The 16,376-nt window shown below is 38.4% G+C and carries 17 protein-coding genes, 1 tRNA gene and 1 other RNA gene; 9 read left to right on the forward strand and 10 right to left on the reverse strand.

The window, feature by feature from the left end:
- Positions 1-238 precede the first annotated feature (238 nt).
- The 4 genes from RDY04_RS05800 to RDY04_RS05815 all read right to left on the reverse strand — a co-directional run bounded on the left by RDY04_RS05800 (position 239) and on the right by RDY04_RS05815 (position 2,544).
- Positions 239-748, reverse strand: coding sequence for a DNA topology modulation protein (locus RDY04_RS05800; RefSeq protein ID WP_303952392.1), 510 nt, complete (start codon positions 746-748; stop codon positions 239-241).
- A gap of 172 nt (positions 749-920) precedes the next feature.
- Positions 921-993 (reverse strand) — tRNA-Lys (locus RDY04_RS05805).
- A non-coding RNA gene (ssrS, locus tag RDY04_RS05810) (6S RNA) lies at positions 994-1,189 on the reverse strand.
- A gap of 86 nt (positions 1,190-1,275) precedes the next feature.
- The gene (locus RDY04_RS05815) at positions 1,276-2,544 is read right to left on the reverse strand and encodes a replication-associated recombination protein A (protein ID WP_303952394.1); all 1,269 of its coding nucleotides are present in this window, start codon (positions 2,542-2,544) and stop codon (positions 1,276-1,278) included.
- Positions 2,545-2,713: 169 nt separating this feature from the next.
- On the opposite strand from RDY04_RS05815, the gene rpmB reads away from it, so the two are divergent.
- The 9 genes from rpmB to nrdG all read left to right on the forward strand — a co-directional run bounded on the left by rpmB (position 2,714) and on the right by nrdG (position 9,621).
- The gene (gene rpmB / locus RDY04_RS05820) at positions 2,714-2,902 is read left to right on the forward strand and encodes a 50S ribosomal protein L28 (protein WP_002885786.1); all 189 of its coding nucleotides are present in this window, start codon (positions 2,714-2,716) and stop codon (positions 2,900-2,902) included.
- 126 nt (positions 2,903-3,028) lie between these two features.
- Positions 3,029-3,295 (forward strand): IreB family regulatory phosphoprotein, encoded by a 267-nt coding sequence (locus RDY04_RS05825; RefSeq protein ID WP_002885737.1) that lies wholly within the window; start codon positions 3,029-3,031, stop codon positions 3,293-3,295.
- Positions 3,295-3,714 carry a Holliday junction resolvase RuvX gene (gene ruvX / locus RDY04_RS05830; RefSeq protein ID WP_303952398.1) on the forward strand — a complete coding sequence of 140 codons (420 nt, stop codon included), beginning with the start codon at positions 3,295-3,297 and terminating at the stop codon, positions 3,712-3,714. Before RDY04_RS05825 ends, ruvX begins: the two co-directional genes overlap by 1 nt.
- Positions 3,715-3,821: 107 nt before the next feature.
- The gene (locus RDY04_RS05835; protein ID WP_002887079.1) at positions 3,822-4,127 is read left to right on the forward strand and encodes a DUF1292 domain-containing protein; all 306 of its coding nucleotides are present in this window, start codon (positions 3,822-3,824) and stop codon (positions 4,125-4,127) included.
- A 211-nt stretch (positions 4,128-4,338) separates the two neighbouring features.
- A complete protein-coding gene (locus RDY04_RS05840; RefSeq protein WP_303952401.1) occupies positions 4,339-5,985 on the forward strand; it encodes a hypothetical protein in 1,647 nt (548 codons plus the stop codon).
- A 98-nt stretch (positions 5,986-6,083) separates the two neighbouring features.
- On the forward strand, positions 6,084-8,288 hold the full coding sequence (nrdD, locus tag RDY04_RS05845; protein ID WP_303952403.1) for an anaerobic ribonucleoside-triphosphate reductase: 2,205 nt from the start codon (positions 6,084-6,086) through the stop codon (positions 8,286-8,288).
- A gap of 89 nt (positions 8,289-8,377) precedes the next feature.
- Positions 8,378-8,509, forward strand: coding sequence for a hypothetical protein (locus tag RDY04_RS05850; RefSeq protein WP_002885877.1), 132 nt, complete (start codon positions 8,378-8,380; stop codon positions 8,507-8,509).
- Position 8,510: 1 nt separating this feature from the next.
- Positions 8,511-9,011: a GNAT family N-acetyltransferase gene (locus RDY04_RS05855; RefSeq protein WP_303952406.1), complete on the forward strand. Its 501-nt coding sequence runs from the start codon at positions 8,511-8,513 to the stop codon at positions 9,009-9,011.
- A 4-nt stretch (positions 9,012-9,015) separates the two neighbouring features.
- Entirely contained in the window at positions 9,016-9,621 is a 606-nt protein-coding gene (nrdG, locus tag RDY04_RS05860; RefSeq protein ID WP_295493275.1) for an anaerobic ribonucleoside-triphosphate reductase activating protein, read from the forward strand.
- Positions 9,622-9,652: 31 nt separating this feature from the next.
- Here the strand turns inward: nrdG and yaaA are convergent, their stop codons facing one another.
- From yaaA to RDY04_RS05890, 6 genes are all read right to left on the reverse strand, one after another.
- Positions 9,653-10,384 carry a peroxide stress protein YaaA gene (gene yaaA, locus RDY04_RS05865; RefSeq protein ID WP_303952407.1) on the reverse strand — a complete coding sequence of 244 codons (732 nt, stop codon included), beginning with the start codon at positions 10,382-10,384 and terminating at the stop codon, positions 9,653-9,655.
- A gap of 85 nt (positions 10,385-10,469) precedes the next feature.
- Entirely contained in the window at positions 10,470-11,411 is a 942-nt protein-coding gene (locus RDY04_RS05870; protein ID WP_278628575.1) for a YitT family protein, read from the reverse strand.
- Entirely contained in the window at positions 11,404-13,155 is a 1,752-nt protein-coding gene (aspS, locus tag RDY04_RS05875; protein ID WP_303952409.1) for an aspartate--tRNA ligase, read from the reverse strand. The genes RDY04_RS05870 and aspS overlap by 8 nt, the downstream gene beginning before the upstream one ends.
- Before the next feature lie 109 nt (positions 13,156-13,264).
- Positions 13,265-13,687, reverse strand: a complete 423-nt coding sequence (locus RDY04_RS05880; RefSeq protein ID WP_070475396.1) for a hypothetical protein — start codon at positions 13,685-13,687, stop codon at positions 13,265-13,267.
- Between the two features lie 7 nt (positions 13,688-13,694).
- On the reverse strand, positions 13,695-14,975 hold the full coding sequence (hisS, locus tag RDY04_RS05885; protein WP_303952412.1) for a histidine--tRNA ligase: 1,281 nt from the start codon (positions 14,973-14,975) through the stop codon (positions 13,695-13,697).
- Positions 14,976-15,224: 249 nt separating this feature from the next.
- Entirely contained in the window at positions 15,225-16,337 is a 1,113-nt protein-coding gene (locus RDY04_RS05890) for a vitamin B12 independent methionine synthase (RefSeq protein ID WP_303952413.1), read from the reverse strand.
- Positions 16,338-16,376 lie beyond the last annotated feature (39 nt).

A 16,376-nucleotide genomic window follows, 5' to 3' on the forward strand; every position in this document is an offset into this window, starting at 1 on the left:
CCTTTACGAGGCTGTCCCCACCTTTCTTGAAAAACTTCACGGTGGGAATTTCACCCACAAGTTTTGCGTTACATTTTATTATATCAGAAAAGAGACTAATTGTTCAACGATGAAAGCGTTTATATCAAAATATTCTGACAGTTACAACCAAGATTGCAACTAATTTCTTACTATATATTTTTAATCTCACATCTTATGTAGAGCTCCCAACTATTTTATGACTAAATTATTATAGCAGTTATTTAACCTTCTTCATAATATAATCGTTTAACTGCTTTTGATTCTTTAAAACTATTGTTTTGTCAGGATACTTTTTTACAACAACTTTAAATTTCGTTACATTCTTTTGTGAATGTCCATCTAATAGAATCCATTTCACAAATTCGAAATCGAATTTTTCATTACAATTTTCCGCCATGCTAGGACGCGTCCGCCCCTTGTATTTTAAATATCTCCTAAAAGCCCGATAGAGACAATTAACTCTATTAAAGTTGAAATATATAATACAGTCAGCTTCTCTCATACGTTCTTCATAAAGACAAGTCGAGTAATTCCCTTCGATAATCCAATCCTTTTGTAACATAAATTTTGAGATATCATCAGTCATTTCATTAACTGTCCGCTCTTTCCAGTTTGATGTGAAATGAATTTTATCTAAATGAAGCACCTCACAATTGTAGTGTTGACCTAGAAAACTTGCCAAAGTCGACTTTCCAGAACCACTATAGCCAATGATTGCAATTTTCAACACATGTCTCCTTTTTCAATTCTGTTTCCTGACTAATATCATAACACAAAGCATATATCTTAGAAGGAATTATCGTTTGGACAAGCCAGCACGTAAAGTTCTGTTTAAAGTGAGTTCTTTCTTAGAAAAATAAAAAAGAGACCTACAATCAAGTCTCTTTTCGATATTAGACTGCCCCCTACAGGGCTCGAACCTGTGACCCATGGATTAAGAGTCCACTGCTCTACCAACTGAGCTAAGGAGGCTGGATGCTGTATTGGTACCGATGATCCACGGTTTGTATTGAACCCGCGACGTAAAAAAGCAGGTGGGCGACTCGCTACTAACTTCAGTTGCTTCTGGGTGAGCCAGCATGCACACTGTTAATAGACCTCTGTCTCCCGATAATACAAAAATTAGTCGGTCAACACTTATATGTGGATTCGTATACCACAGCAATTTCTATGTTTTTATAATACCACTTTTGAAAATTATTGCAAGAGGAAAAATCAATTTTTTTGCAATCGTTTTCGTTGATCCCTCTCGTATTACCTAGATAACTTATCGATCCGTTCTTTATTAGCTCTAAGAGCTCTTTCATATTTCCCGGTTTCATTGGGTTGGAAATAATTCACACCTCTTAATTTATCTGGAAGATATTGTTGTTTGACCCACTTTTCAGGATAAGCATGGGGATACTTGTAATCTTGTGCATTGCCCAGTTCCTTGCTTCCAGCATAGTGTCCATCTCTCAAATGACGAGGAATAGGTAAATTCCCTGATTTTCTAAGGTCTGCCAAGGCAGCATCCATAGCCATATAAGCCGAATTCGACTTAGGAGATAAAGCTAAGTCAACAACTACATTGGCAATCAAAATACGTGCCTCTGGGAAACCCACCTTCTGTGCAGCTTCCAGAGCCGTGACCGTGTGAACTTGCGCATCGGGATTGGCTAAACCAATATCCTCGTAAGCAATCACTGTCAATCGACGGGCTAAACTAGGAAGATCTCCTGCTTCAACCAAACGTGCTGCATAATGAAGACTGGCGTTAACATCAGAGCCTCGAATAGATTTTTGCAAGGCAGAGAGCACATCATAGTGTCCATCACCATCTTTATCCATAGTGATATAACTACGCTGTAAGCTATTTTCCACTGTATCTAAAGTAATATGGCGAAGCCCATCTTCTGAAGCTGGCGTCGACATGACAGCTAAATCTAAGGAATTATAAGCCGAACGTAAATCTCCATTAGTAGCTGTAGCAATAAAGTCTAGAGCATCCTCATCTAACTGGACATCAAAGTCAAAGCCACGCTCCTTGTCCTCTATAACACCTTGGATAGCTTCCTTAATATCCTCGTTAGAGAGGGGTTCCAACTCAAATATTTGTACACGGCTACGAATGGCTGGTGTGACAGAAAAAAACGGATTCTCCGTTGTAGCCCCAATCATGATAATATTACCATTCTCTAAGAGTGGTAATAAAAAGTCTTGTTTAGCTTTATCCAAACGATGAATCTCATCTAGAAGCAGAACTAAGCCACCTGAAAATTTAGCCTCTTCCGCAATTTCCTGTAGGCGTTTCTTGCTATCAACAGTAGCATTAAAGGTTCTAAAGGCATATTTTGTTGTTCCTGCAATAGCACTAGCTATTGAGGTCTTCCCGATTCCAGGTGGCCCGTAGAGAATCATTGACGACAGCATATTCGCTTCTACCATACGGCGAATAATTTTACCCTCACCAACCAAATGCTTCTGGCCAATCACCTCTGAAATTGTACGTGGACGCATACGTAGAGCAAGATTATCTGGCATCTTCTCTCCTTTTTTAACTGATTTTTTCTTATTATAATAAGCATATACTATTTTGTTATAAAAAGAAATTATAAATAGTTCTTGTCAAACCTAAATTCTTATGATAGAATGTTTTGGTATGTGGTGCTAGCACATCCGTAATAAATTCTACCTAGGAGGAAAACACGAAATGGCTAAAGTATGTTACTTTACAGGACGTAAAACTGTTTCTGGAAACAACCGTTCACACGCTATGAACAAAACTAAACGTGCCGTTAAACCTAACCTTCAAAAAGTTACTATCCTTGTTGATGGTAAACCTAAAAAAGTTTGGGCTTCAGCTCGTGCGCTTAAATCTGGTAAAGTTGAACGCGTTTAATCTTATTGGATATTAAGAGAGATGACTTTAGTCATCTCTTTTTTTGTTCATCGTCTTTCCCTTTTGACTATACTTATGTTATAATAAAGAACTAACAGATAATTCTTATAGAAAGAAGGTGTCAGTATGGGATTTACAGATGAAACTGTTCGTTTCAACCTAGACGACGGTAGCAAAGATGAAATCAGTAATACTTTGACAAATGTCTACCGTTCGTTGGCTGAGAAAGGTTATAATCCTATCAACCAAATCGTCGGTTATGTTCTGAGCGGTGACCCTGCTTATGTTCCGCGTTATAATGACGCCCGTAACCAGATTCGTAAATACGAACGTGATGAAATCGTTGAAGAACTCGTTCGCTATTATCTTAAAGGAAATGGAATTGACCTCTAATGCGAGTAATGGGACTTGATGTTGGCTCAAAAACAGTAGGAGTTGCGATTAGTGATCCCCTCGGTTTTACAGCCCAAGGCGTTGAAATTATCAAAATTGACGAGGAGGCTGAAGAGTTTGGTTTTGACCGACTAGGCGAGCTCGTTAAAGAATATAAGGTAGAAAAATTTGTTGTTGGTCTTCCTAAAAATATGAATAACACTGAAGGACCACGTGTTGAGGCAAGCAAAGCTTATGGTGACAAAATCAGGGAAACCTTTGGAATTCCTGTAGATTACCAAGATGAGCGCTTGACAACTGTTCAAGCCGAGCGTATGTTAGTTGAACAAGCAGATGTCAGCCGTGGTAAACGTAAAAAAGTTATTGATAAATTAGCTGCCCAACTTATTCTACAAAACTACCTCGATCGAATGTTTTAAGAAAGTGTAATAGAGACCTAATAGCCATGCGAAAATCTAGTAAACTGCCAGGCAAATATACTAGATTTTCATCACTATTCAGCGCTCTCTTCAAAAAGGAGAACAATATGTCACACAATCACGACCACAACCATGATCATGAAGTCATCACTTTAGTAGACGAACAAGGAAATGAAACACTTTTTGAAATCTTGTTGACTATTGATGGACGCGAAGAATTTGGTAAAAACTATGTTCTTTTGGTACCAGCTGGTGCTGAAGAAGATGCTAATGGAGAAATCGAGATCCAAGCATACTCATTCACTGAAAATGAAGATGGTACTGAAGGCGACCTTCAACCAATCCCTGAAGATTCAGATGCTGAATGGGATATGATTGAAGAAGTTTTCAATAGTTTCATCGACGAAAACTAAAAAATAATCAATGCCATAGTCAAAGAAATGACTTGTTCAAAAGAGATTGGGATATTGTATCTCAGTCTCTTTTTTAGATATTTTTTCTTAAATGTAAGAAATTAGAGGAAAATTGACTAAATGATATTATCTGATATACTTTAAATAAGACAATTAGGGGATAAGACCCTTTTATTTATAACTTTCTAAATGTCAACAAAGGAGTTTAATTGTGAGTCCATACAACAAAGACAATACTTTAGATTCAAGTGGCTACCAAGGTTATCATCGAAGCCACCATCGATCTCATACACAAGATAATCAATCCGAAAAGATTGAAGTGACAATTCAGGGACAAACAGAAGATTCTAATTCTTCTCAAACAGAGAAAAAAACTAAGATTTCAATTCCACGGAAGCATAAAGGTCATATCCTGATTCTCAGTTTGATTTTGAGTATTTTTAGTATATCAGTTCCCTGCTTTACAGACTTTGCCAATAATATACAGTCTCAAAACCTTTACATTGCAAAAATGTTTGCCAATGGTAGCTTACCTTACTCTGACTTTTTTGCGACAGGTGGGTTCTTTTATTACTTCCTAGTTTCTCTGGCTTTCCGTTTAGGATCAACTCTTTGGCTGATTCCTATTCAATGCCTTACCTACTATCTTTCTGGAAGTTACCTTTACAAGACTGTCATGCACATGACAAATAAGAAGGAAATTGCCACTCTAATTAGTATTATTTTCTATGTCACTAATGGAACAATAGGCTTTGGTGGACTCTACCCTATCCAATTTGCTATGCCTTTTGTCCTAGGTGCCATCTTCTTCTTAACTCGTTACTTTGCGGGTCACAGTCGTGATGAAGCCTTTATTCTTTACGGCTTCGCTGGCACTGCGGGAGCTCTTTTTGAAGCTCGAACTCTTATTTTCTGGATATTGTCACTTGTGACAATCTTCGTTTACAACCTTGTCAACAAACACTTTGCTCGTGGTTTTTATCAAGTTCTTTGTATTATTTTTGGTAACATTCTAGTATTGTATCTATGTCTTTACTTTATCCTAAATTTACAAATTACGTCGGACTATATTAACCAAGTTTTGGTTTACAACTTTACACAACTCGCTATAGAAAAAAATGACTTCCTACTTACGTTAGCTTACCAAAGTTTTGCTGTTATAGGCTCTGGATTACTTATTGGTGCACTGACTACAAGCAACCACCTTATGGGCGATGCTAAAGATAAGAGTATCAAGTGGGTACTACTCCTTAGTTTTATCTTTACAGTGGTTTACAGCTTGTTCTCTCAAAGTTTTGGACTTTACAGTATTCTCAACATCGTACCTTATGGTCTAGTCTTGACAGCACTTTCTTTAGATGATGCTATTAAAAAGAGAGCAGAGCGAACTTCTCACCGACGTCGTAATGGTAACCATATTCACACACTTAAAGTTTTTGATATCTTCCTTAGTCGTAATTACTTCTTACCTATTGCAGTCTTTGCATTTGCTTTAGCGATGCCAATCATTATGTTCCTATTTAATTTAGGAAATAATACTGAACGTAGTACTGTTGCAAATTACCTCGCTAAAAATACCAAAAAAGATGAAACTATCTACGTTTACGATTCATCAGCAAAAATTTATTTGGAAAGCGGTCGTAAAGCAGCCTCACAATTTGTTCTTCCAAAACTTAATACAGCTAAATCAAGTCATCAAAAGGCTCTTTTAGACACTCTTATTCAGGATTCTGCACAATATATCGTTGTCCAGCAAGATACGCAATTGCCTTCTGAGGTTAAATCGACACTTTCAAAAAACTATAAAAAAGCACCTTTAAAAGGCGTTGAACGATATACTGTCTATGTCCTAAAATAGTTAGAAAAATCAATATATAGTGGTTGAGATAAAAATGTACCACAATATATTGATTTTTTTTTACCTAGTGCTATAATTAGTAACGAGGTGATTTTTAGATGATTACATTAGAAAAAGAAAAGGTTACAGTCAACCCCGATATCAAAGTTATCAAACGCGATGGGCGTATGGTTACTTTTAATTCAAGTAAAATATATGAAGCTATTCTCAAAGCAAGCAAAGCTATTACACCTATCACACCATTAATTGAGACTAAATTGGAGGGAATTGCCAACCGTGTTGTGGCCGAAATCAATGATCGCTTCTCTCACAATATTAAAATATATGAAATCCAAAGCATAGTAGAGCATGAGTTACTCGAAGCTAACGAATACGCTATCGCTCAAGAATACATTAACTACCGTACCAAACGTGATTTTGAGCGTTCTCAGGCTACTGACATCAATTTTACCATTAACAAACTGGTTAATAAAGATCAGGCTGTTGTCCATGAAAATGCCAATAAGGATAGTGATTTATACAATACACAACGTGATTTAACCGCAGGTATTGTTGGAAAATCTGTAGGACTTAAGATGCTTCCTCCACACGTGGCAAACGCTCATCAAAAGGGAGATATCCATTTCCACGATTTAGACTACAGCCCTTACACACCTATGACCAACTGTTGTTTGATTGACTTCAAAGGCATGTTGGCAAATGGTTTTAAAATTGGTAACGCTGAAGTTGAAAGTCCTAAATCCATTCAAACTGCAACAGCTCAAATTTCACAAATCATCGCAAATGTTGCCTCTAGTCAATATGGTGGCTGTACTGCAGACCGTATCGATGAGTTTTTAGCTCCTTACGCAGAACTTAACTACAAAAAACACTTAGCTGATGCTAAAGAGTGGGTAGCTGAAGAAAAACGTGAAGATTATGCACGCGCCAAAACGCGTAAAGATATCTACGATGCTATGCAATCTCTTGAATACGAGATTAATACGCTTTTCACTTCGAATGGACAAACTCCCTTTACCTCTCTCGGTTTCGGTTTAGGGACAAACTGGTTTGAGCGTGAAATCCAAAAGGCTATCCTACAAGTTCGTATTTTAGGACTTGGCTCCGAGCACCGTACAGCCATTTTCCCTAAACTCATTTTTACCTTAAAACGTGGACTTAACTTAGAGCCTAGCTCACCTAACTACGATATTAAGCAACTAGCTCTTGAATGTGCAACAAAGCGTATGTATCCAGATGTCCTATCATATGATAAAATCATTGAATTGACAGGTTCCTTTAAAGCCCCTATGGGATGTCGTTCCTTCCTTCAGGGTTGGAAAAACGAAAATGGCGTTGAAGTTAATTCTGGACGAATGAATCTTGGCGTAGTCACCCTTAATCTTCCTAGAATTGCCCTAGAGTCTAAAGGAGACCAAGATAAATTTTGGGAAATTTTTGAAGAAAGAATGGGAATTGCTAAAGATGCTCTTGTTTACCGAGTTGAACGTGTCAAAGAAGCTACACCTGCTAATGCACCTATCCTTTATCAGTACGGGGCCTTTGGCCAACGTCTAGGTAAATTCGATAATGTAGATCAACTCTTCAAACATCGTCGTGCAACTGTATCACTTGGTTATATTGGGCTTTATGAAGTAGCATCCGTTTTTTATGGTAGTGACTGGGAGACTAATCCAGAAGCCAAAGCGTTCACGTTAGATATCGTTAAATCTATGAAAAATGCTTGTGAAAGTTGGTCTGACGAATATGATTATCATTTCTCTGTTTATTCAACACCATCGGAAAGTTTAACAGATCGTTTCTGTCGCTTGGATACTGAAAAATTCGGTGTCGTAACTGATATCACAGATAAAGAATATTACACCAACTCCTTCCACTACGATGTCCGTAAAAATCCAACACCATTTGAAAAATTAGAATTCGAAAAAGCTTACCCAGAAGCTGGTGCAACCGGTGGATTTATCCATTATTGTGAATATCCAGTCCTCCAACAAAATCCTAAGGCACTTGAATCTGTCTGGGATTTTGCCTACGACCGTGTCGGCTATCTTGGCACTAATACTCCAATTGATAAATGCTACAAGTGTGACTTTGAAGGGGACTTCACCCCAACAGAACGTGGATTCATGTGCCCTAACTGTGGCAACACAGATCCTAAAACAGTTGATGTTGTCAAACGTACTTGTGGCTATCTAGGAAATCCACAGGCACGCCCAATGGTTAAAGGACGCCACAAAGAAATCTCTGCCCGTGTGAAACATATGAATGGTTCAACCATAAAATATGAAGGTAAACACCTTTAATAAGACCTAGAATACATTATAATAAACTAGAAGCAGCTGGATGATACCTTCCAACTGCTTTGCTTATTTCATTTTTAGAAAGGAATATAATGGGAAAATATCAATTAGATTATAAAGGTATGCAACAAGTGGAACGTTACCACGAAAAAAATGCAACCGTCAAAAACGATAAAAAAGCACGTGTCCAAGCCCTTTTGAAAAAAGCTGGAAAGAAGAAATAATATGATTTTACGCCGACCGACATTAGCAGATAAAGAAACCATTCTTAACATGATGACAGAGTTCGAAGAGACCCAGTCGGCCCACGACGGCGGCTTTTGGGATGCTGAGAACTTTGATTATGAGGAGTGGCTAGAAACTAGCCAGAATAAAGAATTGGGAATAGGATTGCTGGAAAATCGTGTTCCATCAATTCAGTTCGTATCATTTGATAAATCAGGCCATGCTTTAGGTTTTTTGAATCTACGGCTGAGACTAAATGAGGGATTGCTGAATCATGCTGGCCATATTGGCTACTCCATCCGTCCCTCTGAAAGGGGCAAAGGCTATGCAAAAGAAGCTCTTCATCAAGGTCTGCAAGTGGCTAAAGAAAAGAACATTCATCGTGCTCTGGTGACATGTAGCACGGAAAATCCTGCCAGCAGAGCTGTTATCTTAGCCAACGGTGGTCAACTTGAGGACATTCGTAACGAAACTGAGCGCTATTGGATAGATTTGGAGTAAAATCATGACATGGAATACACCAAAACCACAAGAATGGAAGTCTGAAGACCTTAGCCAAGGACGCATTATTGACTATAAGGCCTTTAATTTCGTTGATGGTGAAGGCGTACGTAACTCCCTTTACGTCTCTGGTTGCATGTTTCATTGCGAGGGATGCTATAACGCTGCCACCTGGTCCTTTAAGGCAGGAATTCCCTATACTAAAGAACTTGAAGAACAAATCATGAGGGATCTAGCTCAACCTTACGTACAAGGTCTCACGCTACTTGGTGGTGAACCCTTCCTAAACACAGGAATTCTCATTCCCCTAGTCAAACGCATTCGTAAGGAACTCCCGGAAAAAGATATCTGGTCTTGGACTGGTTATACTTGGGAGGAGTTGATGCTTGAAACTCCTGATAAATTAGAACTTCTTCAACTCGTTGACATTCTCGTTGACGGCCGCTTTGACATCACTAAAAAGAACCTTATGCTCCAGTTTCGAGGATCATCTAATCAACGTATTATTGATGTCAAAAAATCTCTTGATCAAGGAGAAGTCGTTATTTGGGACAAGCTAAATGACGGTCAAACCAACTATGAACAAGTCGATCGTAAAGATATGCTATAAGAAAAAGTCTGAGTTTATAACTCAGACTTTTTTAGACGATTTTAACAAAAACTAGCTCATTATTAGAGGATAAATCCTCACGATAGTTAAACTCATCAAAGGACAATTTTCGTAAAGCATTAATCGTTTGACAATTCTCCTCCATCACAGCTGTCAAGAAAGCCCCTCTTGCCTTTTTTGAAATCGTAGAGTGAGTCTTAAGAACCCCATTGCGGTCTTCCATAAAACTAACCGTAAATAACTGCTTACGAAGACTTGGACTAAAAACATCCTCGAATTCACTCGAAAGCAAAGAAACAACTGGAACTTGATTCTCCTCCAAAAATTGATCATATTCAGCACGCCAATAGCTTTTTAATGACTGACCATTAACCTTAATCTTCGTATGAAAGTCATGACGATGTTCCTGAATCGGATAAAAAGCGGGAATAATCCCATAAAAAGAAGATGTGATAAATACCTGTTGGCTTAAAAAATCTTTTTCACATGTGGATAAGTCACTACGTTTAATATGGCGATACATCAAGCCATTAAAAAGCTCTATTGCTGGATAGCTCCTTGCTTCTCCAGATAAAATGGCATCCCAGCGCTGCTTCTCTTTCTCAGCCTGCTCAGGTTTAATTTTATAAACTGTGGACAAGTCATCTGTGGATAATTTTGCTATTTCAGTTAGGATAGCTGCACTCTTTTCGGATAGTTTTTGAGACGGAACTTCCTTACTGGCCTTCATTTCTTTTGCGGTTGGAATTAAAAATCTAATCATACTGATATTGTAAAGTCAAGCAGGCATTTCGTCAAGAATTCTCTCCAACAAAAAAGAAGCTAACGTTCGTCAACTTCCTTTTTTGTTAGTCATCTAAATCAACAAAACGACCTAGAATATGTACATTTTCTGCGATGGAGACAAAGGCTTTGGGATCTGCCTTTCTCATATAATGCTTGAAGTCAGTATACTCTTCACGCGTAATAATCGCCAGTAATACTGCTTTCTTTTCGTGATTATAAGTCCCTTCCGCATCATTAATCATCGTTACTCCACGGTGGAGTTTTTTCTGAATCATTCGTACAACTGGGTCGGGATTACTTGTGACAATCATAGCCTGCATTTTCTTTTGTTTTGTGAAAATCGCATCTGTTACTCGGCTTGAGACAAAAATTGTCACCATTGAATAAAGGGCATATTTCCAACCAAAAAGTATACCTGCAAAAATCATGATAATCCCGTTGACAATCAAGGAGATATTTCCAACATCACGACCCGTTTTCTTACGAATAGTAAGACTGACGATATCTGTTCCTCCACTAGAGATACGTGATTTTAGACCGAAACCAATCCCTGTTCCCATGACCAGACCACCAAAAATAGCATTAATCAATGGATCCTCCGTTAAGGTCACATGAGGTATCGCCTGAATAAAAAGGGAGCTCATTGTTACCGTAATGAAGGTGAAGATGGTAAATTTGTGACCAATCTTATACCAAGCTAAAATCAAAAGTGGAATATTAATCGCATAGAAAGTCAATGATACTGGTATCTCAAAACTCAAAGTTCTAACACTCAATGCCGATAAAACCTGTGCCAAACCTGTTGCTCCACTGGAGTAAACATGTCCAGGTTGAAAAAAGAAATTAACGGCGATTGACGATAAGAGCCCGTAAAGTAAAGAAGCTGAGACTTTTTCAGTATATTTTTCACGGGAAATACTACGTGCAGCCTGCAAAACGCCCATTTTCTTCGCAGACTTTTTCGCTACAAATTTAACATGTTTATGAAGAGGTGCTTTATTCATTTTCTAAATCTACATGAAGGGCAAGTTCTTCCAACTGTTTATCAGCCACAAGACTTGGAGCCTGAGTCATAGGATCTGATGCCTTATTATTTTTAGGGAAGGCAATCACTTCACGAATATTATCTTTACCTGCAAGAAGCATGACGAAGCGGTCGAGACCGATAGCCAAACCACCATGTGGTGGGAAACCATAGTCCATAGCTTCAAGAAGGAATCCAAATTGCTCATAGGCTGATTCTTCAGAGAAACCAAGGGCTTTCAACATACGTTCCTGTAGGTCTTTATGATTGATACGTAGACTACCCCCACCAAGCTCATAACCATTCAAGACAATATCATAAGCTACAGCACGTACCTTGGAAAGATCCCCTTCAAGCTCTGCTTCAGAATCTTCTGTTGGCAAAGTAAATGGGTGGTGAGCAGACATATAGCGTCCTTCTTCTTCAGACCACTCAAACATTGGCCAATCAACAACCCAAAGGAAGTTGAATTTAGTGTTGTCAACCATGTCAAGTTCTTTAGCAATTTGATTACGTAAAGCACCTAGTGTGTTATTAGCGATTTCAAGGGTATCTGCTACAAAAAGAACTAGATCATTCTCTTCGAGGTGTAAAGCATTTGTCAACTTATCTTCAATACTTGTCAAGAATTTAGCAACTGGACCTGCTAGAGCTCCATCAGTCATCTTAACCCAAGCAAGACCTTTAGCGCCGAATTGTTTGGCAAACTCTGTCAACTTGTCAATACTTTTACGTGAGTATTTGTCTGCATTTCCTTTGACAACAATCGCCTTAACAGCTGGCGCCTCAGCAAACACTTTGAAGTCTACACCTTTGACAACCTCTGTCAAGTCTTGTAAAAGCATGTCAAAGCGTGTATCTGGCTTGTCAGAACCATAGTTATTCATGGCATCATCATAAGACATTCGTGGGAATGGTAGTGTAACTTCAATTCCTTTAGTTTCTTTCATAACCTTAGCAATCAAGCCTTCTGTAATATCTTGGATTTCTTGCTCATTAAGGAATGACGTTTCCAAGTCAACTTGTGTAAACTCAGGTTGACGGTCTCCACGCAAATCTTCATCACGGAAACACTTAACAATTTGATAGTAACGGTCAAAGCCAGCATTCATCAATAATTGCTTAGTAATTTGAGGACTTTGAGGAAGAGCATAAAAGTGACCTTGGCTAACTCGGCTTGGAACCAAGTAATCACGAGCACCTTCTGGTGTAGATTTTGTCAACATTGGTGTTTCAACATCGATAAATTCCAAGTCATCAAGATAATTACGGATAGCGTGGGTTACCTTTGCACGGAGCTTAAAGTTTTCCAACATCTCTGGACGACGAAGATCCAAGTAGCGGTAACGCATACGTGTATCATCACTAGCCTCAACACCATCTTTGATTTCAAATGGTGTTGTTTTGGCAGCATTAAGGACTTTAAGGTCTTCAACTTTAAGCTCGACAGCACCTGTAGGCAAATTAACATTAGCTTGTTCACGCGCTTCAACAGTTCCTGTTACTTCAATAACAAATTCGCTACGCAAGCTTTCAGCTGTTTCAACAACATTAGCATCCGCATTTTCAGGGTTAACAACCAACTGCATCAAACCTTCACGGTCACGAAGATCGATAAAAATCAAACCTCCGAGGTTACGACGGCGAGATACCCAACCTTTCAAAGTAATAGTAGTTCCGATGTGTTCACTACGAACACGTCCGGCATACATAGAACGTTCCATAAATACACTTCTTTCGTTAATTTTTTAGTCTTAACTATTATAGCAAAAAGCCCATCAAAACCCCACCCATTTCAGGTTAGAATTTTAATAGACTTTCTTTTTTATAAAACTATTTGCCAAATTGTTTCAACAAATCACTAGTATCCACGTAATCCTCAGCAAACTCTTCAAAATCTTCAAAACGATAATCAGCTGTTTCTAAGTCAAGTAAACTATTCCAACGGAATCCGTAAACATCTTCAATGATAACACTAAGTTCATCAGTTTCCTCGTCTACCTGCCATCCCAAATAACGTTCCTGAGTTTCAAAACTCAAGACCACATCTTGACAGTCTTGACGCCAAACTTGACCAAGTAATTGCTGGCACATCGCATGATCACCTGCAGGCTCATCATTGAACCAAGTAATGTCATGTTTATCAAGAAAGGCAATCAACTGCCAAAACTGTTGTTGGAAACGAATGGGCATACTACGATCAAAAGCCAAACTGAACTTTTCACTCCGTTTGAGCATATCAACTATACTAACCATATGCCCCCTACTTTTCTAACTGTTCGAGGACTGCAGCAAAGTTTTTAGTTAGCTCTTCGAAACTTACAGTAACTTCCTCACGAGTAGCATTATTTTTGACATTGACCTGACCTGACTCCACTTCACTCTCACCTAATGTGATAACCATCTTGGCCTTGAAGGTATCTGCTGACTTAAATTGCGCCTTAATCTTACGTCCAAGGTAATCACGTTCAGCCTTAAATCCTTGATAGCGGATAGCTTGAACTAACTCAAGAGCTTTGCCATTGGCACCTGAACCAAGTACTGCAATGTAAACATCCAGACTTTCTTCCACCGGAAGCTCAATACCTTGTTTATCAAGAACCAAAAGCAAGCGTTCTAAACCAAGTCCAAAACCAAAACCAGCTGTTTCTGGACCACCGAAGTATTCAACCAAACTATCATAACGACCACCTGCACAGATTGTCAATTCAGACTTATCAATAGTGGTAATAAATTCAAAAATCGTGTGGTTATAGTAATCAAGACCACGTACCATATTAGTATCAATCACGTAAGGAATGTTAAGACTATCGAGCATAGTACGTACTTCGTCAAAGTGCGCTTGACTTTCTTCATCTAAATAATCAAGGATAGATGGAGCATTTTCAACGGCAACCTTATCCTCTTTTTCTTTTGAATCGAGTACTCGCAAAGGATTTTCATCCAAACGACGTTGACTATCTTTTGACAAACTTTCACGCATTGGTGTCAAATAGTCAATCAAGGCCTGACGATAAGCCAGACGACTCTCAGTATTTCCAAGGCTATTCAAATGAAGGGTAACATCCTTAATGCCAAGCGTATTAAAGAGTTGGTAGGCCATAGCAATGGTTTCAACATCTGTTGCAGGATTTTTTGATCCAAAGCACTCTACACCTAGTTGGTGGAACTCGCGCAAGCGTCCTGCTTGAGGACGTTCATAACGGAACATTGATCCAATATAATAAACTTTAACAGGTTTTTGTACCTCTGGCGCAAAGAGTTTGTTTTCTACATAAGAGCGTACAACTGGTGCTGTCCCTTCTGGACGAAGTGTAATATGACGGTCTCCCTTATCATGAAAATCATACATTTCCTTAGTAACGATGTCAGTTGTATCACCTACTGAACGTGAAATGACCTCGTAATGTTCAAACATAGGTGTACGAATTTCACCATAATTGTATTTCTTAAATGTTTCACGTGCAACATTTTCCACGTACTGCCATTTGGCACTATCCGCAGGTAAAATATCCTGCGTTCCCTTAGGTTTTTGAAGTTTCATAATGATGATACAGGCCTCAAATAGACCTGCCCTCCTTTTCCGTTATTACAGATATAATCACTCTATTCTATCATAATTTATACAGCTTTTGGGAAATGGTGGAGGATTTTTCAACGTAAGAAAGAAACAGACCTCTTTGCCCGCCACAATGATTAATCTTCTGTCCTGCCTCTTTATAGTTCATGACACTTCCTTTCTATATTCATAAAAAGAGAGAACAAGCTGAGCCTGTTCCCTGAACTTTCTCTATTATGACCAAACCTTATCAGTAATAGTTTTAATCAATTGCAATTTATTCCACTCGTCTTGCTCAGTCAAGATGTTACCTTCTTCAGTTGAGGCAAAACCACATTGAGTTGAAATCCCAAGGTTCTTAAGTGGTACAAGTTCAGCCGCTTCATGGATACGATCAATGACAGCATCTACATTTTCCAAGTTAGGATCCTTAGAAGTAATCACACCAAGTACCAATTCAACATGGTCACGGTTATTCCAAATCGTTGGAAGTGGTGCGAAGCTACCTGAACGCGCATCATCATATTCCAAGAAGAAAATATCATAGTTCAATTGACCAAGATACTTAGCTACTGAATCATAGCCACCTTCAAAAAGGTACGTAGACTTAAAGTTCCCACGACAAATGTGAGTAGCCAAAGTCAAATCTTCTGGAAGACCTTTCAAAGCTTTATTGATAGTGTACACATCATCCTCAGCAATTTTTGCCAACTCAGCTGTTTTATCAGGATTATTTTTTTCATTCTCAAACTGTTGAATCAAATAACCCCAAGTTGTATCATCCAATTGCACATAACGTGCACCCAAATCGTAGAAATGTTGGATGGTATCATGATAAGCTTTAGCCAAATCATCAAGAAAATCAGTCCATGAATCATAGTAGTCTGCATAAAGATCACTACGGTGGTCACGGTTAATGATAAGTGATGGGCTTGGAATAGTTACTTTTGGAGTAATTCCTTCAGGAGTCACTGATTTAAGATATTCAAAGTCACGATAGAAAGGATGATTAGGATTTTCAGCAATTTTACCATTGATACGAACGTTAGTTGTACGTGTCTTAGCTCCATGGAATTTATATGAATCCTCTTGTTGGTAAGCTTCAAAACCAGTTAAATTCCATAGAAAATCAAGGTGCCACCAAGAACGACCAAATTCACCATCAGAAACGACTTGAAGGCCATTTTCTATCTCATGATGAACCAATTCCTTAACCAATTCATCTTGCACTTTCAGTAATTCTTCTTGCGAAATCTCACCATTGGCAAATTTTTCACGTGCTTCTTTTAGAGCTTGTGGACGAAGGTAAGAACCAACATGATCAAAATGATAATGTACTTTACTCATAGTTATTTACTCCTTTTTATTCTTTCATTTAATGTTATA

The organism is uncultured Streptococcus sp., assembly GCF_902463925.1.
Classification (GTDB): Bacteria; Bacillota; Bacilli; order Lactobacillales; family Streptococcaceae; genus Streptococcus.